The following is a 22325-nucleotide window of genomic DNA, read 5'->3' as shown; positions in this document are numbered from 1 at the left end:
TCCAATGGTTGAACTTAATCTGCGCATTATAAAATAGAAGCTGTTGAAGTTCTCAAAGCACCGGTTTTCCACCTTTTCTTGAAAAGATAGTCCACATGTACAAAATCGTTTTCATGCGCCATGGCGAATCCACCTGGAACCTGTCGAACCGCTTTACCGGCTGGACCGACGTTGACCTGACCGAAAAAGGCATCAACGAAGCCAAAAACGCCGGCAAGCTGCTGAAAGAGGGCGGCTATACCTTCGACCTGGCCTACACCTCGGTGCTGAAGCGCGCCGTGCGCACGCTGTGGCTGGCGCTGGACGAGATGGACATGATGTATCTGCCGATCAAGAACGACTGGCGCCTCAACGAGCGTCACTACGGCGCCCTGCAAGGCCTGGACAAGGGCGAGACCGCCGCCAAGTACGGCGACGAGCAGGTGCTGGTCTGGCGCCGCAGCTACGACACGCCGCCGCCGGCGCTGGAAGCCAGCGACGACCGCGCTTCGTTCAACGATCCGCGCTATGCCGGCTTGTCGAAAGAGCAAATTCCGCTGACCGAGTGCCTGAAGGACACGGTCGCCCGTGTGGTGCCGGTGTGGGATGAGGAACTGGCCCCGGCCATCCGCGCCGGCAAAAAGATCATCATCTCGGCCCACGGCAACAGCCTGCGCGCGCTGATCAAGATGCTGGACGGCATCAGCGACAACGATATCGTCGGCCTCAACATCCCGAACGGCACCCCGCTGGTGTACGAGCTGGACGAGAACCTGAAACCGATCCGTCACTACTACCTGGGTGACGCCGACGCCATCGCTGCGGCCCAGGCCGCCGTGGCCAACCAGGGTAAGGCCAAGTAATTTGTCTTCTTCGTACCGCCACACCGCAGCCTTGCTGCTGATGTTGTCGCTCGGCGCGGCCGGACTCACCGCCGCCGCGCCGTTCGCCAGACCGACCGAACGCAGCAAGCAGAAAGCGGTGGCCGAGGCCGAGCGCGCCGGCGTGCAGCAAAAGCTGTCGAGCCTGAAAAAGGACATCAGCAAGACCGAGAGCGCCAAGGACGACGCGGCCGATACGCTGGCCGCGTCGGAACAGGCGATTTCCGACGCCAACCGCGCGCTGCGCGACCTGCAGCAGGAGCAGGGCGACACCAACGTCAAGCTGCAGCAGCTGTCGTCCGAGCACGAGCGGCTGGCGGCCACGGTCGCCCAGCAAAAGCAGCAGCTGGCCAAGCTGCTGCGCGACCAGTACGTGGCGGGCAACGAAGACCGCATCAAGCTGCTGCTGTCCGGCGACAATCCCAACCGCATCAACCGCGACCTGCAAATGCTGTCGTATGTGTCGCAGGCGCAGGCGCGGCTGCTGGAGTCGCTGCGCGGCAACCTCAAGGCCGTCGAGGTCAACCAGGAGCAGGCGCAGAACGCCAAGGACGAGCTGGAAGAAATCGCCCAGGAGCAGTTGCAACAGAAAGCCAAGCTGGAGCAGGAAAAGGGCCGCCGCGCGGCCTTGCTGTCCAGTTTGTCGAGCAAGCTGGTGGCCCAGCGCAAGGAAGCGGGCAACCTGGAGCGCGACGAGCAGCGCATGAGCAGCCTGGTCGACAAGCTGAGCAAGCTGATCGCCGAACAGGCCGCTGCTGCTGCCGCCGAGAAGAAACGTCAGGAACAAGTGGCCGCCGCGCGCGCCGCCGCCAAGGCAAAAGCCGAGGCCGATGCGCGCGCGCTGGCCAAAGCCAGGGCCGCCGAAGCGGAACGCCAGCGTCTGGCCAAGGCCAATAACACCAAGTCCGGCACCATTAAGCCGGCCAAGCCGAATCCGGCCGACGCCATCGATGCCGACGAGCCGCCGAAGGTGGCGGAGGTCAAGCCGCAGCCTGCCGTGAAGGAGGCGCCGGCCGCCAAGCCGGCCGATATCGCGCTGGCGCCAGTGATGCCGGCCGGCGCCTTTGCCAGCCTGAAAGGCCAGCTGCGCGCGCCGGTGAACGGCAAGGTCACCGCCAAGTTCGGTTTGCGGCGCGGCGACGGGCCGACCTGGAAAGGCGTGTTCATCCGCGCCGCCGAGGGCGCCGACGTGCATGCGGTGGCGGCCGGCCGCGTGGTGTTTGCCGAATATTGGCGTGGTTACGGCAACATGATCATCGTCGACCACGGCGGCACCTACTGGAGTGTCTACGGCAATAACGAGACCTTGCTGAAGCGGGTGGGCGACGTCGTCAAGGCCGGCGACGAGATTGCCAACGCCGGCAATACCGGCAGCAACGAGGAATCGGGGCTATACTTTGAGCTTCGCCATCAGGGCGCGGCATTCGATCCGGCTGGCTGGGTCAAGTTTTAAGGTTTGCGGAAAAATATGGGCAACAAAGTCAAGAACATCGGCCTGATCGGCCTCGGTATGGTGGCTGGTGTTGCCGCCTCGTTCCAGTTTTCCGCCATCGCGCAAAAAGTCACCGGCACCCCGCTGCCGCTGGAAGAACTGCGCCAGCTGTCGGATGTGTTTGGCCTGATCAAGACCGATTACGTCGAAACCGTCGACGACAAGAAGCTGCTGACCGAAGCGATTTCCGGCATGGTGGCCTCGCTCGACCCGCATTCGGTCTACCTCGACAAAAAAGCCTTCCGCGAAATGCGCGAGACGGTGGCCGGCAAATTCGTCGGCATCGGCGTCGAAGTCGGCCTGGAAGATGGCTACATCAAGGTGGTCTCGCCGATTGAAGACACGCCCGCGTTCAAGGCCGGCATCAAGGCCGGCGACCTGATTACCCGCATCGACGGCACCCTGATCAAGGGCATGTCGCTGGACGAGTCGGTCAAGAAGATGCGCGGCGAGGTGCATTCCAAGGTCAGCGTCACCATCAGCCGCAAGGACGAGGACAAGCCGCTGGTGTTCAACATCACGCGCGAGGAAATCCGCGTGCAGAGCGTCAAGGCAAAGATCATCGAGCCCGGTTATGCGTGGGTGCGCATTTCGCAGTTCCAGGAACCGACCGTGGACGACATGGCGAAGAAGATCACCGCCCTGTACCAGCAAGACCCGCACCTCAAGGGCCTGGTGCTGGACCTGCGCAACGATCCGGGCGGCGTGGTGCCGGGCGCAATCGGCGTCTCGGCTGCCTTCCTGCCGAAAGATTCGGTCATCGTTTCGACCAACGGCCAGCTGGCGACCTCCAAGGAGACCTTCTACGGCCGCCAGGAGTTCTACGCGCCGCGCGCCAAGAACGACCCGCTGTCCAAGCTGCCGGCCGGCCTGAAAGACGTGCCGATGGTGGTGCTGGTGAACGCCGGGTCCGCTTCGGCGTCGGAAATCGTCGCCGGCGCGCTGCAGGACTACAAGCGCGCCACCGTGATCGGCCAGCAGACCTTCGGCAAAGGCTCGGTGCAGACGCTGCGCCAGCTGACCGCCGATACCGCCGTCAAGCTGACCACCGCCCGCTACTACACGCCGAAGAACCGCGCCATCCAGGCGCGCGGCATCACGCCCGATCTGCTGGTGGACGAAACGGCGGAAGGCGATGGCCTCAACGGCCTGCGCGTGCGCGAAGCCGACCTGCAAAAACACCTCGGCAACGACAAGGAACCGGAACAGGCCAACAAGCGCGATGTGGTGGAAGACGAACAACGCCTGTCGGCGCTGTCGAAGAAATGGAAACCGGTGGAATTCGGCTCCAAGGACGACTTCCAGCTGGCGCAGGCGCTGAACCATTTCAAGGGCTTGCCGGTCCAGGTGTCGAAGGCGGACGCCAAACCGGCCAATGATGTCGGCGAGACCAAGCCGGATACGCCAACCACGCCGACGCCACTCAAGCCCGACACCAAAGCCAAATAACCGCATGCGCGCCAACGCCGCATAGAGACGATGGACGACTCACAACTGCTGCGCTACTCGCGCCACATCCTGCTGGACGAAATCGGCATCGAAGGCCAGCAGGCGCTGCTTGATGCGCATGCGCTGGTCATCGGCGCCGGCGGCCTCGGTTCGCCGGCCGCCATGTACCTGGCTTCGGCTGGCGTCGGCCACATCACGCTGGTCGATAACGACACCGTCGACCTGACCAACCTGCAACGCCAGATTGCCCACACCACGCAGCGCGTCGGCCAGCCCAAGGCGGAATCGGCGCGGCTGACGCTGCAGCAGATCAATCCCGGCATCACCGTCACCGCGCTGAACGAGCGGGTGGACGACGCCCGCCTGGCGCAGCTGGTGGCGCAGGCCGACGTGGTACTGGACTGCACCGACAACTTCGCCACCCGCCACGCCGTCAACCGTGCCTGCGTGGCGGCCGGCAAGCCGCTGGTGTCGGGCGCCGTGATCCGCTTCGATGGCCAGATCAGCGTATTCGATCCGCGCAGCGGCGCGCAGCCGTGCTATTCCTGCCTGTTTCCGCAGGACCAGAAGTTTGAAGACGTGGCCTGTTCCACCATGGGCGTGTTTGCGCCGCTGGTGGGTGTGGTCGGCGCCATGCAGGCGGCCGAGGCGCTCAAGCTGCTGATGGGCGTCGGCGCCTCGCTGGCCGGCCGCCTGCTGATGCTGGATGGGCTGCACATGGAGTGGACCAGCATCGGCGTCGCCCGCAACGGCGCGTGTCCGGTGTGCGCGGCAAAGTAAGACCTTGTAAAGAAACTGTCATATTAAGATCGATTTAAGCACTAAAGCGGATAAATTGGGGCCGGATATCGCCATGGCCTTAATTCCGCCTTATACTCTGCACTCTTTAAATTTGTTATCAGATTATGAAAAAGCTCTCACTTCGCAGCTCTGCCGCACGACGCATCCAGCGTGGCTTTACGCTGATTGAAATCATGGTTGTCGTGGTGATCATGGGCGTGCTGGCGGCCATGGTGGTGCCGAAGCTGTTGAACCGCGCCGGCGACTCCAAGGTGTCCGCCGCCAAGGTCGACATCGCGACCCTGATGCAAGCACTCAAACTGTACAAGCTGGATAACCAGCGCTACCCGACCACCGAACAAGGCCTGCAGGCGCTGATCGAGAAGCCGGCCAGCGGCCCGGCCGCCAACGGCTGGAAGTCCGGCGGCTATGTCGAGAAGATGCCGAAAGACCCGTGGGGCAATCCGTACCAGTACCTGTCGCCTGGCATCAAGGGCGAAGTCGACGTGTTCTCCTACGGCGCCGACGGCCAGCCGGGCGGCACCGGCAACGATGCCGACATCGGCTCCTGGGACAACTGATCACTGACGGGACACAGTATCATGCGCACCGGCCAGCGTGGCTTCACGCTGATCGAACTGCTGGTGGTGATGGTCATCCTGGGCATCACGCTGGGACTGGTGACGCTCAGCGCGATGCCGGGCCAGAAGCAGTCCATGCAGCAGGACGCCAAGCGCATCGCGCTGCTGCTGCAATTGGCGCGCGATGAGGCCATCGTGCGCAACCGCCAGATCGCCTTCGAGGCGGGCAGCGACAGCTACCGCTTCATGATCCGCAACGATAACAAGCAATGGGAGCAGGTAGTGCAGGACGACCTGCTGCGCGAGCGCGAATTCAAGAATAGCCCGGTCACGCTGATGCTGGACCCGGCGCCGGCGCTGCCGGAAGCCACGCTGCGCATTGTCTTCGGCCGCGAGCCGGTGGATAAACCTTTTGTGCTGACCATGGCCGCCAACGACGGCAGCAGTGTCGTCATCCGCGCCGACGGCATCGGCCATTTCACGGTGGACTGACATGCGCCGCTCCCGTTCCTTCTTCTCCTCCCACGGATTCACCATGCTGGAAGTGCTGGTCGCGCTGATGATCGTCGCCACCGCGCTGATCGCGTCGCTGCGCGCGGTCGGCAGCCTGACCGGCAACAGCGACGGCCTGCGCGCCAATATGATGGCCACCTGGTCGGCCGAGAACCGGCTGGTGCAAATGCGCCTGTCGCGCGTGTTCCCGCCGATCGGCAAGACCACCTACGAATGCCCGCAGGGCGATTTGCAGCTGATGTGCGAGGAAGACGTCATCGCCAGCCCCAATCCGCGCTTCCGCCGGGTCGAGGTCAGCGTGTATGAGGCCAGCCATCCGGAGCGCCGCATCATCAAGCTGGTTCAATTGGTGCTGAATTCATGAAGCCTCGGGCGCGCGGCTTTACGCTGGTCGAACTGCTGCTGGCCATCTCCATCCTGGCCGTGATCGCGGTGCTGGGCTGGCGTGGGCTGGACAGCATCATCCGTTCGCGCGTGATGCTGACCGCCGACATGGAGCAGACCCGTGGCCTGCAACTGGCGTTCGCGCAGATGCAGAGCGATTGCGAAAACCTGGCCACCAGCGCGCTGCTGCACCGCCGCGCCTTCATCCAGGCCGAGGACAGCCGCATCACGCTGGTGCGCATGGTGATGGCAGATAACCAGGCCACGCGCTTGCAGGTGGTGTCCTACCGCGTCAACGCCGACGGCGTGCTGACGCGGCGCGAGTCGACCTCCACCCGCGACCTGGCGCAGCTGGACAACCTGTGGCAGGCGGCGCTCAGCGATACCGATCCGGGTGGCGCGGTGTCGCTGCAATCGAATGTGCAGGGCATGAGCATGCGCTTGTGGGTGCCCGGTCCGAGCCTGGTGCCCACCGCCGCCAATGCCGGCGGCTGGGTGGCGGCGGCCGGCGTCACCAGCGCCGGCGTCACCAGCCTGCCGAATGGGCTGGAAGTGTCGCTGATGCTGCGCGGGCAGCAGATCCCGATGGTGAAGTCCTTCCTGCTGGGGGCACTGTGAAGCTGAAACGGCAACGCGGGGTCGCCATCATCACGGCGCTGCTGCTGACGACCCTGGCGATCACCATCGTCACCAGTCTGTTTTGGCAGCAGCAGGTGCAGGTGCGCTCGATGGAAAACCAGCGCTTGCAGTTGCAGACGCGCTGGATTTTGCGCGGCGCGCTGGACCTGAGCCGTTTGATCCTCAACCAGGACTTGATGGATTCGCCCAATATCACGCAGCAGAACGGCGTGTGGGCCACGCCGCTGGAAGAAACGCGGCTCGACGATTACGTCGAGCGGGAGCGCCTGCAAGGGGAAAATTTTGACGCCACGCTGTCCGGCCGCATGACGGACGCGCTGTCGCGCTACAATCTTGGCAATCTGGCAGTGAGCAAAGTGGTGAGCAAGGAGCAGTTGGCGGTGTTCCAGCGGCTGCTGAGCAATTTGCGGCTCGATCCCGGCCTGGCGCAGGGCGTGGCCGACCTGGTGGCGCAGTCGCAGACGCTGGGCGGCGCGCAGCAGAGCAGCAGCACTGAACCGATGGAGCTGGTGCGGGCGGAAGATTTGCTGGCGGTGAGCGGCTTCACGCCAACCGCCATCGATCAGCTGCGCGATTATGTGATCGTGCTACCGGCCAGCGGCACGGCGGTCAATGTCAACACCGCGCCGGCCGAAGTGGTGGCGGCGCTGGTGCCGGGTTTGTCGTTGTCGGATGCGGCGGCCATGGTCAATACGCGCAAGACCGTGTACTACCGCCAGAAAGCGGATTTCACGGGCACGGCGCAGATGTCCGGCAAGGCGAGCCTGGTATTTTGGGATGTGCGCAGCGATTACTTCCTGGCCTACAGCCGGGTGAAACTGGACCGGGCGACGCTGGAAACGCAGTCGCTGCTGGTGCGGCCGAATAAAACGCCGACCACCAGGGTGGAATGGATACGGGAATACTAGAACAGCGATGAACGAAAGCGAGATCCTTTGACTACACTAATCATCCGCTATCCGGCCAAGGCCAGCGTCGACAGCGGCGCGGCCCAGACCTGCGCGTTCGCGCTGGTGGGCGACGGTGGCAACCTGCTGCAGCAAGGCGCCGCGCCGCTGGGCAACCTGGGCGACATGGTGGCGGCGGCACGCCGCGTGACGCTGCTGCTGGCGGCATCGGACACCGCGCTGCTGCGCATGAAAACACCGCCGCTGTCGGGCGCCAAGCTGAAGGCGGCCTTGCCGGCGCTGGTGGAAGAACAGGTGCTGGGCGATCCGGCCGATTGCGTGTTGGCTGCCACCGCCGCCGACGATGAAGGCATGCGCACCATCGCCGTGGTGCAGCGCGCGTGGCTGGAAGTGCTGGTCAAGGCGCTGCTGGCGCAGGGCGCGCAGGCGGTGTCGGTGATGCCGTCGCAATTGTGCCTGCCGTTCCAGCCGGGCGCTGTGTCGGCCGCGCTGGTGCCGGGCGACGCCGGTTTCGACCTGGTGATGCGCCAGTCGCAGTTTGAAGGCCTGGGCATGACGCTGCCGGCGCAGCCGCAAGCCGCGCTGCAAACGCTGCGCGTATTGGCTGGCGAGCAGCCGGTTACGCTGTACGTGTCGGCCGCGCAGAGAGCGCAACTGGCGCCGCTGGCTGCCGAGATTCCGCATCTGACGCTGGAAGAGGACCATTGGGCGCACTGGGTGGCCGGCGCGCGCAGCGCGGGGCTGGACCTGGCGCCGGCGCTGGGCAACAACGGCGCCTCGGCGCGCGCGTGGCAGCGCTGGCGCTGGCCGGTGCGCATCGCCGTGCTGGCGGTGCTGATCAATGTGGTCGGCGTCAATATCGAATGGATGCGCCTCAAGGGCGAAGCCAAGGCTGTCAGCCAGTCGATGACGCAGACCTTCAAGTCGGTCTATCCGAAAGAACCGCTGGTGGCGGCGCCGCTGGAACAGATGCAGCGCAATATCCGCCTGGCGAAAGCCAGCAGCGGCGAAGCGGGCGGCGACGAATTCGTCACCCTGAGCGCGGCTTTTGGCGAAGCCATGAACGTCCTGCCGCGCAAGGACATCATCGCCTCGCTGGAATACAAGGACCATGCATTGCTGATCAAGGTCAAACCGAATACCGTGGACGGGACGGCCGTGCAGCAGCTGCGCGCCGCCCTGGCCGGCCGCAAGCTGGATATGCAGGAGCCGGTGCCGGGTGCTTGGAAGATCCAGCCGCTCACCGCTGGAGGAAAATCATGAGCAAGCCGAATCCATTGAACACGCTGCGCGCGCGCGCCGACGCCTTCTGGCAGGTGCGCACCGAGCAGGAACGCAAGCTGCTGCGCATCGGCGGCATCGTCATCGGCCTGGCGCTGTTCTACAGCATCGCCGTCGATCCGGCCGTCAGCGGCACTGACCAGCTGCACAAGCAACTGCCGCAGCTGCACCAGCAAGCCGCCGAGATGCAGGGGATGGCGCGTGAAGCGCAGGCGCTGCAAGGCCAGAACACCATTGCGCCGACGCCGATGACGCGCGAGACGCTGACCGCCGGCCTGACCGCGCGCGGCCTCACGCCGCAGTCGCTCAACGTCACCGGTGAATACGCCAAGCTGCAATTCAACGGCGCGCAGTATGCCGGTATTGTGGCGTGGCTGGACGCGATCCGCACCGAGAGCCGCATCAGCGTGGTGGACGCCAGCTTTGCCGCGCAGGACACGGCGGGCGTGGTGAACGGCACGCTGACGCTGCGCCAGGGAGCCCGATGAAGCGCGCCATGCTATGGTTGCTGACCATTGCGCTGACGATGGCCATCACGCTGCTGGTATTCTTTCCGGCTGCGTGGCTGGGTTCCATCGTCGAATCGCGCACCGGCGGCCGTTTGACGCTGGGGGATGCGCAAGGTACGCTGTGGCGCGGTTCGGCCTTCATCGGCGGCGCGGCGGGCAATAACAGCCCGGTCACGCCGCTGCTGCCGGGGCGCTTCAGCTGGAAGATTTCGCCGCTGTCGCTGATCGGCATGGTCGAGCTGCAGCTGGAGAATCCGGAAGCGCTGGCGCAGCCGGTGACGTTCCGCGGCAGCTGGTCGCACTGGCAATTGAGCCCGTCGGCGTTGCTGCTGCCGGCGGAAGGCTTGTCCGGCCTGGGCGCGCCATTGAATACGCTGGCGCCGAGCGGCGCCATGCGGCTGTCGTGGAGTGGGCTGGAGCTGGCCCTGGAGAACCGACAGGCCAGCATCAACGGCCGCACCACGCTGGAGATGACCGACATGGCCTCGCGCCTGTCGTCGATCCGGCCGCTGGGCAGCTACACGCTGGCGCTGGACTGGCACGGCCAGCAGGCGCAGTTGCTGCTGGATTCCGTCAAAGGACCGCTGCTGCTCAGTGGCCGGGGCAATTTGAACAACGGCCGCCTGCAGTTTTCCGGGCAGGCCGAGGCAGCACAGGGATACGAAGAGACGCTGGCCAATCTATTGAATTTGCTGGGCCAGCGCAAGCCAGGTAGTGATCGTAACGTCATCGCATTAGAGTTCCACTAAATTAAAGTCCGACTATGAAAAATCAGTCCATGAGCAAATCCCGTCTTCCTGCGCTGCGCCGCCTGAGCGTAGGTGCGATGCTGTGCTGTGCGATCAGCGCCGCGCCTACCGTCGCCATGCTGCTGTTGCCATTGCAGGCGCAAGCCGCCGCAGATGACGCGGCACTGAATTTTGTCGGCGCCGATATCGAGTCGGTCATCAAGGCGGTGGGCCACTACACCAACATCACCTTCGTCATCGATCCGCGCGTCAAAGGTACGCTGACGGTGGTCTCGGAAAAACCGGTGACCAAGTCGCAGGCGTTTGCGCTGCTGACGTCCGCGCTGCGCCTGAACGGCTTTGCAGTGGTCAGCGGCGACGGCTTCGCCAAGGTGGTGCCGGAAGCGGAAGCCAAGCTGCAAGCCAGTCCCACCCAGATCGGCATGCAGCCTGCCGCCAAGGGCGACCAGATTATCAGCCAGATCTTCCACCTGAATTATGAGTCTGCAGCCAATGTGGTGACGGTGCTGCGTCCCCTGATCTCGCCGAACAACACCGTCAACGCCAACCCGGGCAACAACAGCGTGGTGGTCACCGACTACGCCGACAACGTCAAGCGCCTGGCGAAGATCGTCGCCGCGCTGGATGCGCCGGCGGTCACCGACCTGGATGTGATCCCGGTGCGCTACGCCATCGCCACCGACCTGGCGGTGATGATGAACAAACTGCTGGACGGCAGCAGCGGCGGCGGCGCCAGTGGCGGCGATTCCGGCAAGGTCAGCGTGCTGGCCGATCCGCGCACCAATTCGCTGATCCTGCGCGCGCCATCGCAGGCGCGTGCCAACCTGGCCAAGTCGCTGATCGCCAAGCTGGATCAGCCGACCCAGGAACTGGGCAATGTGCACGTGGTCTACCTGAAGAACGCGGAAGCCACCAAGCTGGCGCAGACGCTGCGCTCCGTGGTCTCCGGCGATACCGCGCAGACCAACAACAGCGGCAGTGGCACCAATTCGCAGAACAGCAGCGGCAGCAATAGCTTCAACAATAACAGTTCGAGCAGCAGCTCCAGCACCAGCGGTTCCGGCACCGGTAGCTCCGGTCCGAGCAACCCGCTGCTGACCGGTAACAACAACCAGCAGCAGCAAGGTGGCAGTGGCGGCAGCGCCGGCTACATCCAGGCCGACGCCACCACCAACACGCTGATCATCACTGCGCCGGAATCGGTGTACCGCAACCTGCGCGCCGTGATCGACCAGCTGGACGTGCGCCGCGCGCAGGTCTACATCGAATCGCTGATCGTCGAAGTCACATCCGACAAGGCAGCCGAATTCGGCGTGCAGTGGGCCGGCGCCAGCGGCAACTCCGACAGCGGGACGCGGGTCGGCGTGCTGCAATCGTTCACCACCGGCGGCACCACCAACAACCTGACCTCGATCTACGCCGGCAAGGGCACTGTCCTGCCGAGCAACGGCTTCTCGTTTGGCCTGTTCAACAAGACCGGCCTGGGCTTCCTGGCGCACGCGCTGGAGTCGGACGCCAACGCCAACATCCTGTCGACGCCGAACATGATTACGCTGGATAACGAACTGGCCACCATCCGCGTCGGCCAGAACGTGCCGATCCTGACCGGCCAGTTCACCACCACCTCGGGCACCAACAGCAATCCGTTCCAGACCATCGACCGCAAGGACGTGGGCCTGACGCTGAAAGTGCGTCCGCAGATTTCCGAAGGCGGCACCATCAAGCTGGCGATCTACCACGAGACGTCCAGCGTGGATAAGTCGACGCTGACCGCCGCTTCCGGCATCACGCTGAACAACCGCGTGATCGAGAATAACGTGATCGCCGACGATGGCCAGATCATCGTGCTGGGCGGCCTGATTTCCGATACCGTTGGCGACGGCAACGACAAGGTGCCGGGCCTGGGCAGCCTGCCGATTATCGGCAATCTGTTCAAGTACCAGAGCCGCAGCCGCACCAAGACCAATTTGATGGTGTTCCTGCGTCCCGTGGTGATCCGCAGCAAAGAGCAGAGCATCAGCCTGGCCACCGACCGTTACGATTACATGCGCGACCAGCAGCAGAACATCGCCCCGCCAGAGGGTGTGCTGGTCAAGGACCTGGGCCAGCCGGTGCTGCCGGAGCTGAAGAACGGCGCACCAGCCGGCGGCGGCGGGATTGCGGCGCCGGTGCCGCCAGCGCCACTGCCTGCCCGTTTGCCGGGCGGCGCGGCGATCCAGCCAGTACCTCAGCCAGTGCAGCAGTAATATGAGCAATCTTCTTCCTTACGCCTTCGCCCGCGATTTCGTGGTGCTGGCCCAGCACAGCGAGGATGCCGAAAGCACCGTCGATGTGCTGGTATGCGGCGCCACCGCGCCGGCCGCCATCGCCGAGGTGTCGCGCCGTTTCGGCCGCATCCAGCTGAAGAACATGACGCGCGCCGACCTGGAAACCGCCATCGCCGCAGCCTACGCCAGCTCCGGCGGCAACGCCTCGATGGTGGCCGAGGAATTCGACGCCGACCTCGATCTGACCAAGCTGCTGCAAGATGTGCCAGCGATTGAAGACCTGCTTGAATCGTCCGACGACGCGCCGGTGATCCGCATGATCAACGCGCTGCTGACGCAGGCGCTGCGCGATGGCGCATCCGATATCCACATCGAGCCGTTCGAGCAGACCTCGGTGGTGCGCTTCCGTGTCGACGGCACGCTGCGCGACATCGTCCGTCCGCGCAAGGCGATCCATGGTTCGCTGATCTCGCGTATCAAGATCATGGCGCAGCTGGACATCGCAGAAAAACGCCTGCCGCAGGATGGCCGCATCACGCTGCGCATCGGCGGCAAGCCAGTGGACGTGCGCGTCTCGACGCTGCCGACCGGCCACGGCGAACGCGCGGTATTGCGTCTGCTGGACAAGGAAGCCAATCGCCTCGACCTGAACCACCTCGGCATGAGCGACACCATGCTGCCGAAGTTCGACGCCATCATCAACCAGCCGCACGGCATTGTGCTGGTGACCGGTCCGACCGGCTCCGGTAAAACCACCACGCTGTACGCCGCGCTGGCGCTGCTGAATGCCTCCACCACCAACATCATGACGGTGGAAGACCCGATCGAGTACGACCTCGCCGGCGTCGGCCAGACGCAGGTCAACACGCGTATCGACATGACCTTCGCCAAGGCTCTGCGCGCGATCCTGCGCCAGGACCCGGACGTGATCATGATCGGCGAGATCCGCGACCTGGAAACCGCGCAGATCGCGGTGCAGGCTTCGCTGACCGGCCACCTGGTATTGGCCACCCTGCACACCAACGACGCCGCCGCCGCCGTCACCCGGCTGCTGGACATGGGCATCGAGCCGTTCCTGCTGTCGTCCACGCTGCTCGGCGTGCTGGCGCAGCGCCTGGTGCGCAAGCTGTGCCCGAGCTGCAAAACCTTCGACGGCACGCTGTGGCACGCTGTCGGCTGCGAACATTGCGGCCATACCGGCTATCAAGGCCGGGTGGGCGTGTACGAATTTTTGGAGACCACGGAGCAGATCCGCGCGCAAATCCACAACCGCGCATCGGAAGCCGACATCAAGGCGGTCGCTGTCGGCGACGGCATGCAGACCATGCGCGATGATGGCGAACGTTGGCTGGCCGCAGGCGTCACCACGCAGGCCGAGTTGATGCGCGTGACCAAGGACTAGGCGAACAACCATGCCAGCATTTCGTTATGAAGCCGTCGATGCCGGCGGCGCCACCAAAAAAGGTGTGCTCAACTCGGACAGTGCCCGGTCGGCGCGCGCCGAGTTGCGCGTGCAGGGACTGGTGCCGCTCAAGGTCGACGCCATCGCCGCGCAGGTCGATTCTTCCGGCGCCGCCAAAAGCCGCGGCTTCGGTGAGCGCCTGACCTCGAACGAGCTGGCGCTGTTCACGCGCCAGCTGGCCAGTTTGCTGGAAGCCGGCCTGCCGCTGGAGCAGGCATTTACCGCTTTGCTGGAACAGGCCGAGCGCCCGTACCTGCGCGATCTGATCGCCTCGGTGCGCTCGGAAGTGATCGGCGGCGATTCGCTGTCCGCCGTGCTGGGACGCCATCCGCGCGACTTCGCCGAAATCTACCGCGCACTGGTGGCGTCGGGTGAGCAGATCGGCCAGCTGTCGCGCGTGCTGTCGCGCCTTGCCGACTACATCGAGCGCCGCAATGCGCTGATGTCGAAGGTGAAGCTGGCGTTCACCTATCCGGCCATCGTCACGGTGGTGGCGTTTTCCATCGTGATCTTCCTGCTGACCTATGTGGTGCCGCAGATCGTCTCGGTGTTCGCCAATACCAAGCAGAAGCTGCCGTTCCTGACCATCGTCATGCTGGCGGTGTCGGACTTCGTGCGGCACTACGGCATCATCGTCGCCATCGCGCTGATCGGCGCCTGGTTCGGCTGGCGGCGCGCCTTGCAGAATCCGGTGCTGAAGCGGCGCTGGCATACCTGGTTGCTGACCGCGCCGCTGTACGGCAAATTTGAACGCAGCCTGAATACCGCGCGCTTCGCCAGCACGCTGGCGATTACCACCGGCTCCGGCGTGCCGATCCTGCGCGCGCTGGAAACCAGCCGCGATACGCTCAACAACCTCGCCATGCAGGAACTGGTGGAAGAGGCCAGCGACGGCGTGCGCGAAGGCGTGAGCCTGGCGCGCGCGCTGTCGGCGCAGAAGCACTTCCCGCCGATGCTGATCCACATGATCCGCGCCGGCGAAATCACGGGCGAGCTGCCGGCCATGCTGGACCGCGCCGCCGCCGCGCAGGAAGCCGATCTGGAACGCCGCACCCTGACGATTGCGGGCCTGCTGGAACCGGTGCTGATCCTCGCCATGGGCGTGGTGGTGCTGCTGATCGTGCTGGCGGTGCTGATGCCTATTATCGAAATCAATCAGCTGGTACGCTGATCGTCAGGAATACAACAAGGACACCATGAAGCGTTTGCCCTTAATCGTTACTGTTCTCGCCGTGGTGCTGCTGTCCGCATCGCTGGCCTATTGGGGACTGCAGTTGTTCAAACCGCAGCAGCGCGCGATCGCCGCGCCGCCGCCACCGCCACCGATGGGCGTCAACGTCGATGCGGCCAAGGGGCTGTTTGGCGGCCAGGTGATGGTGGCTGCGGTCAGCAACTACCAGCTGAAAGGCGTGGTGGCGGCGCGCGGTGAAGACAGCGCGGCCATCATCGCGGTGGACGGCAAGCCGGCGATGTCGGTCGCCATCGGCAAGGAAGTGGTGCCGGGCGTGACGGTCAAGGAAGTACACGCCAAGCATGTGATCCTGTCCGAGGGCGGCGTGAATAAACGGGTCGACCTGCCGAGCGATATCGGCGTGTCCAGCGGACCGGCAGTCATGCCGGGCATGCCGGGCCAGATCGCCCAGCCGGGCGTGCAGCCGATCCAGCCGACATCGACGCAAATCCCGCAGATGCCGCAACCGGCAGTGCAGGCGCAGCCCCAGGTGCCGGCGCAACCGCAGAACGGCGCACAGCGGCCCATCGCGCCGATGGGGATTCCACCCATTCCATCCAACGATCGTCAGTAGGACAAGCCCATGGCTTTTATCCGTACTCTGGCCGCAGCTTTATGCTGCGGCTTTTTCTTGTCTGCCGCAGCTGCACCGGCGCCGCAGCAACCCAACGCGACCTCCATCGCGCCGGACGCCAGCATCAAGCCGCGCCCGAAAATCGCACTGGTGCTTTCCGGCGGTGGCGCGCGCGGCTTTGCGCATATCGGCGTGCTGCGCGCCTTGCAGGAGCTGCGCATTCCGGTGGACTTCGTGGTCGGCACCAGCATGGGCAGCGTGGTCGGTGGCGCCTATGCGGCCGGCAGCTCGGTCGAGCAGCTGGAGCTGCTGGTGCGCCGCACCGACTGGAACGCGGTGGTGGCCGACCGTCCGCCGCGCGATGAACTGATTTATCGCCGCCGCGAGGAAGACCTGCTGCTGCCATCGCGGATTGAATTCGGCGTGCATGAAGACGGCGTCTCGCTGCCGCCGGCCGCCGCCGGCAACGAGGCGCTGGAACTGGCGCTGACCAGCATCCTGCCATCCGGCACGCGCGACAAGCCGGCCAACCTGCTGCAACTGCCTTTCCGCTCGGTCGCCTCCGACCTGGTGACGGGCGAACTGGTGGAACTGAGCGACGCGCCGCTGTTCCTGGCGATGCGCGCCTCGCTGGCGGTGCCGGGCGTGTTTGCGCCGGTGCGCGTCAATCAGCGCCTGCTGGTGGACGGTGGCCTGGTGCGCAACCTGCCGGTGGACGTGGCGCGCGAAATGGGCGCGGACATCATCATCGCCGTCAACGTCGGCACGCCGCTGGCGCCGGAGAAGGAACTGGTCAGCGCGGTCAGCGTGGCGCAGCAGATGCTGCAAATCCTCACCGAGCAAAACGTTCAGCGTTCGCTGAAGGAGCTGCGCCCCAACGATATCCTGGTGCAGCCGAACCTGGGCGGCATCGGCTTCCTCGATTTTGGCCGCTACGACCGCGCCATGAAAGAGGGCGAGGCGGCGGTACGGGCGATGAGCGAGAAGCTGGTCAAGCTGGCCTTGCCGGAAGCGCAGTATGCGGCGTATGAGGTGAAGCGCCTGTCGGCGCCGGTGGCGATCGACCAGCCGGTGCTGCTGACCAAGCTGGAAGTGGCACCGAGTGGCCGCATCAATCCAAAGGAGCTGGAGGTGCAATCGGGCCTGAAGATCGGTCAGATGGTCACCGGCGAGCAGGCGACGGCCGCCGGCAACCAGCTGTTTGGACGCGGCGACCTGGCGCGCGTGGAAACCGAGGTGCGCGACGACGAGAGCGGCCGCAGTGTGCTCATCAAGCCCACCGAAGCCGAATGGGCGCACAGCCGCCTGCGCGTGGGCCTGGAGCTGAATAGTGACTTCAGCGAGAACAACGCCTTCGAGATCAAGGCGCTGCATGTGCTGTCGTCGCTGAACGACTGGGGCGCGGAGCTGCGCACCACGGCGCGCGTGGGCACGGCGCGTGTGCTGAGCACCCAGTTCTGGCAACCGCTGGGCGCGGGATCGCAGTGGTATGCGGCGCCGACGCTGGAGTTTGCGTCCGGCGCCACCGACATCTTCAACAACAACGGCTTGCGGCAGGCGCGCTACGCCTATGACTACACCTCGGGCCAGATCGCGCTGGGACGGCAGCTGGGCCGCTGGGGCGACCTGCGTTACACGGTGGCGCGCACCAACAGCAATGCCCACTACACGATCCCCGAGGATTTGACCAAGCAGTATGTGTCGCAGACAGTGCAGACGCTGAGCTTCAACGTCGATACGCTGGATACGATCGCCTTCCCCACGCGCGGCACCTTGTTCAGCCTGGATTGGCAGCGCGCCTTGCATGCCAACGACGCGGCGGCGGCGGTGCCGGCGCAACAGCAGGTGAAAGGCCTGGAAGCCTTCCACGTCGGCCGCTGGGCGGGCCATGTGTATGCCGAATGGGCGCGCAGCCAGGGCGGCGCGGCGGAGAATAATCTGGGTGGTTTCCTGCGCTTGTCCGGCACCACGCCGGAGTCGGTGGTGGGCAGCCGCACGGTGCTGGGACGGGTGGTGATGGCGCGCAGCATCGGCGCCATGCCGGCCGCGCTGGGTGGTGATGTGCGGCTCGGCTTCTCGCTGGAAGCCGGCGGCGCGTATAGCCCGACCGACCCGCTGCACTGGGGTAAGCTGAAGAATGCTGCCAGCGGCTTTATCGCCGTCGACACGCGTTTCGGGCCGCTGTACTTTGGCGCCGGCACCACCAAGGGCGGCAACAGCAGCGCCTATCTGTTCCTCGGCCCTATCTGGTAGCGGTTATTTGGCCACGACCTTGCGCAGCACTTCGTACAGCACCAGCACCAGCGCCACCACCGGAAAGGCGGTGACCACCAGCGGCGGAATGAAGCCGAGGTGGATCACGCGGTCCAGCAAGGTGTAGATGGTCATGCAGATGAAGGCGGCCGCCATCATCCATTGTTTTTGTGCGGTGAAGACGCCGGAACAGGTGACGGTGCCGGCCAGGCTGATGATGGTTGCGATTTTCATGCGGTCTATTTGGATGGTGCTGTACGGCGCAGCGCGGTGAACGCTGCGAATTCCCAGGAACGGAATCCTACCAGCAATGTAAAACCATCGCGTTCGGTTGGCGCCAGGCGGCGGTCGCCCTGATGCAGGCGCGCCAGTTCACCGGCCAGTTGCTGGATGCGGCCGACCAGTTCCAGCGCGCTCGGCTGCGACAGCCGCGCCGGCAGGCACAGCAGCGTTTCGCCGGCGCCGTTGAAGCTGCCGCTGAAGTAGTCGTCCACCGCGTGCTCGCGGAAGAACTGCTGCACCGGGCCGTCCGGCAGCCAGCGGAAGGCGTTCGACACGCGCAGGCGGTAGCGGTTCAGCGGCTTGAGTTCGATCAGGCCCAGGCGGTCCAGCTCGGCCAGCAGCATGATGCATTCGGGTTCGGTCAGATCGTAGGTTTCCAGCACCTGTTCCAGCGTCCAGTGACCGAGGCAGCAGATCGCCATCAGCAACAGATGGGGATTGGCCAGCATCGACTTTTCCTGCGGCAGCGTCAGGCTGTCCGATTGCGGCGTGGCGTCGGCGGCGCCACGCAACACGTCTTCCATCGGGATGCTGGCGGCCTTGCAGATCTGCGCCAGCCGCGACAGCGACATGTCCTGCTGGCCGAACATGCGCTTGACGCTGGACTCGCTCATCGAGATCCGTTCCGCCAGCACTTTGTAGGTGACGCCCGCCGCCCGCATCTGCGTGCGCAGCACTTGCAACAGCAATTCAGGTGAACTCATATTTTCGCCTTGCAAAGATAACAAGGTATCGTAACACGATACTCGCCGGTGTGAAAACCAGCGCTTGGAATAATCCATTAGTACATTGCACCATCGTGAAGCACACTGCAATGCGTCGCCCCTCGTAGAAGGGGCGACCTCAGGACTCACCTCAAAGTAAGGGAAAACATGTCTTCTACATTGAAACTCTCATGTGGCTTGATGTTGCTGGCCGCCTTCAGCGCCGGCGCCCAGGAAGCTTCGCCGTATTACATCGGCGCCGATGCCGGCCTGGGCGGCAATTACAAGCAGGACGGCGGCAATGGCCGCGTCTATCTCGGCTATCAGCTGGGGAGCGCGCAGGTGTTCGGCATGGAGCTGGTCAACGCGGCCGAGGCCCAGCTCTACAAGCTGCACTTCCGTGCAGACACGAGCTGGTCCGGCTACGTCACCCCGCGCGAAGTGCGGGTGGATGGCAGCGCCCTGGCTTGGGCGCCGACGCTGAACGTGAGCGACCAGGTCGCGATCGCGGGACGGCTGGGCGTAGCGTACAACCATGCCAATGTGCGCGTGCCGGGTAGCGCGTATGCGAGCACTTATACCAAGGTAGCGCCGCTGGCCAGCCTCGGCGCGTCCTATGCGCTGAGCGACAACATCAGGCTGCGGGCGGATGTGGGATACACACAGGTCAAGATCGGCTACAAGGAGACCACCGATCACGCGATGCTGTCGACCGGCGTCTCGGTCGGCTTCTGAGGATAACCTGAGAGCGGGCGCCACGACCGGCGCCCGCTAAGGGTTGTTACAACACGTAGCGCGACAGGTCTTCGTTGACCGCCAGCGCATCCAGACGCTCGTTCACATAAGCGGCATCGACCACGATGGTTTTGCCGCTGTCGCCGCTGGCCGTGAAGGACAGTTCTTCCAGCAGTTTTTCCATCACCGTGTACAGGCGGCGGGCGCCGATGTTTTCGGTGCGCTCGTTGACCGAGTAGGCAATCTCCGCCAGGCGGGTGATGCCTTCCTGTGCAAACTCCAGCTTGACGTCTTCGGTCGCCAGCAGCGCTTCGTACTGCTTGGTCAGGCAGGCGTCGGTGCTGGTCAGGATGCGTTCGAAGTCGGCGATCGACAGCGACTCCAGTTCTACCCGGATCGGGAAGCGGCCTTGCAGCTCGGGAATCAGATCCGACGGCTTGGCCAGATGGAAGGCGCCCGAGGCAATAAACAGGATGTGATCTGTCTTGATCATGCCGTACTTGGTGTTGACGGTGGTGCCTTCCACCAGCGGCAGCAGGTCGCGCTGCACGCCGGCGCGCGAGACGTCGGCGCCGCCCACTTCCGAGCGCGAGGCGATCTTGTCGATCTCATCGAGGAACACGATGCCGTTCTGCTCGACGTTCTGGATGGCCTTCTGCTTCATCTCGTCTTCGTTGATCAGCTTGGCGGCTTCCTCGTCGACCAGGAACTTCATCGCTTCCTTGATCTTGACCTTGCGCGCTTTCTTGCGCTGCGCGCCGATGCCGGAGAACATCGACTTGATCTGCTCGGTCATTTCTTCCATGCCCGGCGGCGCCATGATTTCCATCTGCGGGCCGGCCTCGGCCAGTTCGATCTCGATTTCTTTGTCGTCCAGTTCGCCTTCGCGCAGACGTTTGCGGAAAGTCTGGCGGGTGCTGTCGTCCTTCGGCGTTTCGGCGGTGGCGTTCGGCGGCGTAAAGCCGAAATCGCGCGCCGGCGGCAGCAGGATGTCCAGCACGCGGTCTTCGGCGGCGTCTTCGGCGCGCGCGCGCACCTTGGCCATCTCGGCCTGGCGGGTCTGCTTGACGCCGATGTCGATCAGGTCGCGGATGATGGTGTCGACGTCGCGGCCGACGTAGCCCACTTCGGTGAACTTGGTGGCTTCGATCTTGATGAACGGCGCATCGGCCAGCTTGGCCAGGCGGCGCGCGATCTCGGTCTTGCCGACGCCGGTCGGGCCGATCATCAGGATGTTTTTCGGCGTGATCTCATGGCGCAGCGGTTCTTCCACCTGCTGACGGCGCCAGCGGTTGCGCAAGGCGATGGCGACTGCCTTCTTGGCCTTGCCCTGGCCAACCACGTGCTTGTCGAGTTCGCCGACGATTTCCTGTGGAGTCATGTTCATGCTGGATCCAGTGTTTCGATGATGTGGTTCAGATTGGTGTAGATGCACAGCTCACCGGCGATGGTCAGTGACTTTTTGACGACTTCCGCCGGCGACAGTTCCGTGTTCTCCACCAGCGCCTTGGCGGCCGATTGGGCGTAGGTGCCGCCGGAGCCGATGGCGCCGACGCCGTCTTCCGGTTCCAGCACGTCGCCGTTACCGGTGATCACCAGCGTCGATTCGCTGTCGGCCACCAGCAGCATGGCTTCCAGGCGGCGCAGGACGCGGTCGGTGCGCCAGTCCTTGGCCAGTTCGACCGAGGCGCGCAGCAGGTTGCCCTGGTGTTTTTCCAGCTTGCCTTCAAAACGGTCGAGCAGGGTGAAGGCGTCGGCGGTGCCGCCGGCGAAGCCGACCAGGACTTTGCCCTGGTAGATCTTGCGCACTTTGCGGGCCGTGCCCTTCATGACGATATTGCCCAGCGTAACCTGGCCGTCGCCGCCCAGCGCGACTTCCTTGCCGCGGCGCACGCACAGGATGGTGGTGCCGTGAAATTGTTCCATAGTTACCTCAAAGTAATGATGCAGACTGCTTCAAGACCAAAAAGTGGGGCCGGGAACGCGAAATGCAAGTTAATACTTGTGGGGATAGATTCTTGCCAGGGATGCATAACCCAGCAAGCGCAACAGCGCAGTGGCCAGGTGATTGACGTCGCGGAAGGCGATCTTGCGGCCCGGCTCGGCGTCGGCCAGCGCCTGCAGCACGCCGTGCAGCTGGATGGCGCTGGGGTAGTCGATGCGCGTCAGGCGCGAGCAGTCGAACACCAGCGCCGGATACTGTTCAGCATACTGCCTGATACCCGGCAGTAAAGCGCCAAGTTGATGTTCTATGACGGGCGGCAACATAAAACGGTCGGGCGAGGCGCTCAGGTGTTGCGTCGGCGCCATCGCCACCTTGTGCGGCGCCACGAAGGAGGGCGGCGACACCTCGAACGTCACGCAATAGTCCATGGCGGTGTGCTCAAATTCCTTTTCGCTGTTTTGCAGTTGCAGCAGTTCCAGCAGCAGCAGCCACGGCGCTTCGCCGTCGTCGCGGCGGCCGACCGCGATGCCGCCGCGCAGCAGTGCGGCCAGTGCCGGCGCCCCCACCAGGATCAGCTCGCGCTGGCCGGCCTGCAACTGCCGCAGCGCGGCCAGCAGCAGGGTGCAGCCTTCGGCGTCCACCGCCGTCACGCGGCTGAATTCCAGCCGCAGCACCGGGCTGGCGTCGGCCTGCTGGCGCAGGCGTTCGAGTTGCGGCGCGCTGTGGC

22 protein-coding genes and 1 pseudogene are annotated in these 22325 nt (G+C 64.5%); 18 read left to right on the top strand and 5 right to left on the bottom strand.

All coding sequences use genetic code 11. The features are described 5' to 3' along the window. Nucleotides 1-95: 95 nt before the first annotated feature. The 17 genes from gpmA (at nucleotide 96) to GTP69_RS10795 (ending at nucleotide 17932) form a co-directional block, all read left to right on the top strand. Nucleotides 96-842 carry a 2,3-diphosphoglycerate-dependent phosphoglycerate mutase gene (gene gpmA, locus GTP69_RS10875; RefSeq protein WP_161054923.1) on the top strand — a complete coding sequence of 249 codons (747 nt, stop codon included), beginning with the start codon at nucleotides 96-98 and terminating at the stop codon, nucleotides 840-842. A gap of 40 nt (nucleotides 843-882) precedes the next feature. After that, nucleotides 883-2313: a murein hydrolase activator EnvC family protein gene (locus GTP69_RS10870; protein WP_161055084.1), complete on the top strand. Its 1431-nt coding sequence runs from the start codon at nucleotides 883-885 to the stop codon at nucleotides 2311-2313. Nucleotides 2314-2328: 15 nt separating this feature from the next. After that, nucleotides 2329-3801 carry a S41 family peptidase gene (locus GTP69_RS10865; protein ID WP_161054922.1) on the top strand — a complete coding sequence of 491 codons (1473 nt, stop codon included), beginning with the start codon at nucleotides 2329-2331 and terminating at the stop codon, nucleotides 3799-3801. A gap of 30 nt (nucleotides 3802-3831) precedes the next feature. Then, nucleotides 3832-4581 (top strand): HesA/MoeB/ThiF family protein, encoded by a 750-nt coding sequence (locus tag GTP69_RS10860; protein WP_161054921.1) that lies wholly within the window; start codon nucleotides 3832-3834, stop codon nucleotides 4579-4581. Between the two features lie 125 nt (nucleotides 4582-4706). After that, nucleotides 4707-5162, top strand: a complete 456-nt coding sequence (gene gspG, locus GTP69_RS10855) for a type II secretion system major pseudopilin GspG (protein WP_110846254.1) — start codon at nucleotides 4707-4709, stop codon at nucleotides 5160-5162. A 21-nt stretch (nucleotides 5163-5183) separates the two neighbouring features. Beyond that, nucleotides 5184-5654, top strand: coding sequence for a type II secretion system minor pseudopilin GspH (gene gspH / locus GTP69_RS10850; protein WP_161054920.1), 471 nt, complete (start codon nucleotides 5184-5186; stop codon nucleotides 5652-5654). 1 nt (nucleotide 5655) lies between these two features. Next, entirely contained in the window at nucleotides 5656-6039 is a 384-nt protein-coding gene (gene gspI / locus GTP69_RS10845) for a type II secretion system minor pseudopilin GspI (RefSeq protein ID WP_169112443.1), read from the top strand. Beyond that, complete coding sequence (locus GTP69_RS10840) at nucleotides 6036-6677, top strand: PulJ/GspJ family protein (protein ID WP_161054919.1); 642 nt, start codon at nucleotides 6036-6038, stop codon at nucleotides 6675-6677. The genes gspI and GTP69_RS10840 overlap by 4 nt, the downstream gene beginning before the upstream one ends. Further along, a complete protein-coding gene (gene gspK / locus GTP69_RS10835) occupies nucleotides 6674-7606 on the top strand; it encodes a type II secretion system minor pseudopilin GspK (RefSeq protein WP_161054918.1) in 933 nt (310 codons plus the stop codon). The genes GTP69_RS10840 and gspK overlap by 4 nt, the downstream gene beginning before the upstream one ends. A 27-nt stretch (nucleotides 7607-7633) precedes the next feature. After that, nucleotides 7634-8869 carry a type II secretion system protein GspL gene (gene gspL / locus GTP69_RS10830; RefSeq protein WP_161054917.1) on the top strand — a complete coding sequence of 412 codons (1236 nt, stop codon included), beginning with the start codon at nucleotides 7634-7636 and terminating at the stop codon, nucleotides 8867-8869. After that, a complete protein-coding gene (locus GTP69_RS10825; protein ID WP_161054916.1) occupies nucleotides 8866-9375 on the top strand; it encodes a type II secretion system protein M in 510 nt (169 codons plus the stop codon). Before gspL ends, GTP69_RS10825 begins: the two co-directional genes overlap by 4 nt. After that, a complete protein-coding gene (locus GTP69_RS10820) occupies nucleotides 9372-10145 on the top strand; it encodes a type II secretion system protein N (RefSeq protein ID WP_161054915.1) in 774 nt (257 codons plus the stop codon). The genes GTP69_RS10825 and GTP69_RS10820 overlap by 4 nt, the downstream gene beginning before the upstream one ends. 14 nt (nucleotides 10146-10159) lie before the next feature. Next, entirely contained in the window at nucleotides 10160-12391 is a 2232-nt protein-coding gene (gspD, locus tag GTP69_RS10815; protein WP_161054914.1) for a type II secretion system secretin GspD, read from the top strand. Between the two features lies 1 nt (nucleotide 12392). Next, the gene (gspE, locus tag GTP69_RS10810; protein WP_161054913.1) at nucleotides 12393-13814 is read left to right on the top strand and encodes a type II secretion system ATPase GspE; all 1422 of its coding nucleotides are present in this window, start codon (nucleotides 12393-12395) and stop codon (nucleotides 13812-13814) included. A gap of 10 nt (nucleotides 13815-13824) precedes the next feature. Continuing rightward, on the top strand, nucleotides 13825-15045 hold the full coding sequence (gspF, locus tag GTP69_RS10805) for a type II secretion system inner membrane protein GspF (protein WP_161054912.1): 1221 nt from the start codon (nucleotides 13825-13827) through the stop codon (nucleotides 15043-15045). 25 nt (nucleotides 15046-15070) lie between these two features. Further along, nucleotides 15071-15679 carry a type II secretion system protein N gene (locus GTP69_RS10800; RefSeq protein ID WP_161054911.1) on the top strand — a complete coding sequence of 203 codons (609 nt, stop codon included), beginning with the start codon at nucleotides 15071-15073 and terminating at the stop codon, nucleotides 15677-15679. A gap of 9 nt (nucleotides 15680-15688) precedes the next feature. Further along, entirely contained in the window at nucleotides 15689-17932 is a 2244-nt protein-coding gene (locus tag GTP69_RS10795; protein WP_161054910.1) for a patatin-like phospholipase family protein, read from the top strand. Nucleotides 17933-17935: 3 nt separating this feature from the next. Here the strand turns inward: GTP69_RS10795 and GTP69_RS10790 are convergent, their stop codons facing one another. After that, complete coding sequence (locus GTP69_RS10790) at nucleotides 17936-18166, bottom strand: hypothetical protein (RefSeq protein ID WP_161054909.1); 231 nt, start codon at nucleotides 18164-18166, stop codon at nucleotides 17936-17938. Nucleotides 18167-18171: 5 nt separating this feature from the next. Beyond that, on the bottom strand, nucleotides 18172-18918 hold the full coding sequence (locus GTP69_RS10785) for a helix-turn-helix domain-containing protein (RefSeq protein WP_161054908.1): 747 nt from the start codon (nucleotides 18916-18918) through the stop codon (nucleotides 18172-18174). Between the two features lie 168 nt (nucleotides 18919-19086). Between GTP69_RS10785 and GTP69_RS10780 the strand changes: the two genes are divergently transcribed. Beyond that, nucleotides 19087-19653, top strand: coding sequence for an outer membrane beta-barrel protein (locus GTP69_RS10780; protein WP_161054907.1), 567 nt, complete (start codon nucleotides 19087-19089; stop codon nucleotides 19651-19653). Between the two features lie 46 nt (nucleotides 19654-19699). Here GTP69_RS10780 and hslU read toward each other — a convergent pair whose 3' ends face one another. The 3 genes and pseudogenes from hslU to GTP69_RS10765 form a co-directional block, all read right to left on the bottom strand. Next, a complete protein-coding gene (gene hslU / locus GTP69_RS10775; RefSeq protein ID WP_161054906.1) occupies nucleotides 19700-21040 on the bottom strand; it encodes an ATP-dependent protease ATPase subunit HslU in 1341 nt (446 codons plus the stop codon). Then, entirely contained in the window at nucleotides 21037-21579 is a 543-nt protein-coding gene (gene hslV, locus GTP69_RS10770; protein ID WP_161054905.1) for an ATP-dependent protease subunit HslV, read from the bottom strand. Before hslV ends, hslU begins: the two co-directional genes overlap by 4 nt. A 69-nt stretch (nucleotides 21580-21648) precedes the next feature. Continuing rightward, nucleotides 21649-22325: pseudogene (locus tag GTP69_RS10765) on the bottom strand (STAS domain-containing protein); the annotation flags it as partial.

It is taken from the genome of Duganella levis, assembly GCF_009857605.1.
GTDB classification, from domain to species: domain Bacteria; phylum Pseudomonadota; class Gammaproteobacteria; order Burkholderiales; family Burkholderiaceae_D; genus Rugamonas; species Rugamonas levis.
Note: the sequence above shows the minus strand (reverse complement) of the source record. Positions and strands in the feature narration are given on the sequence as shown.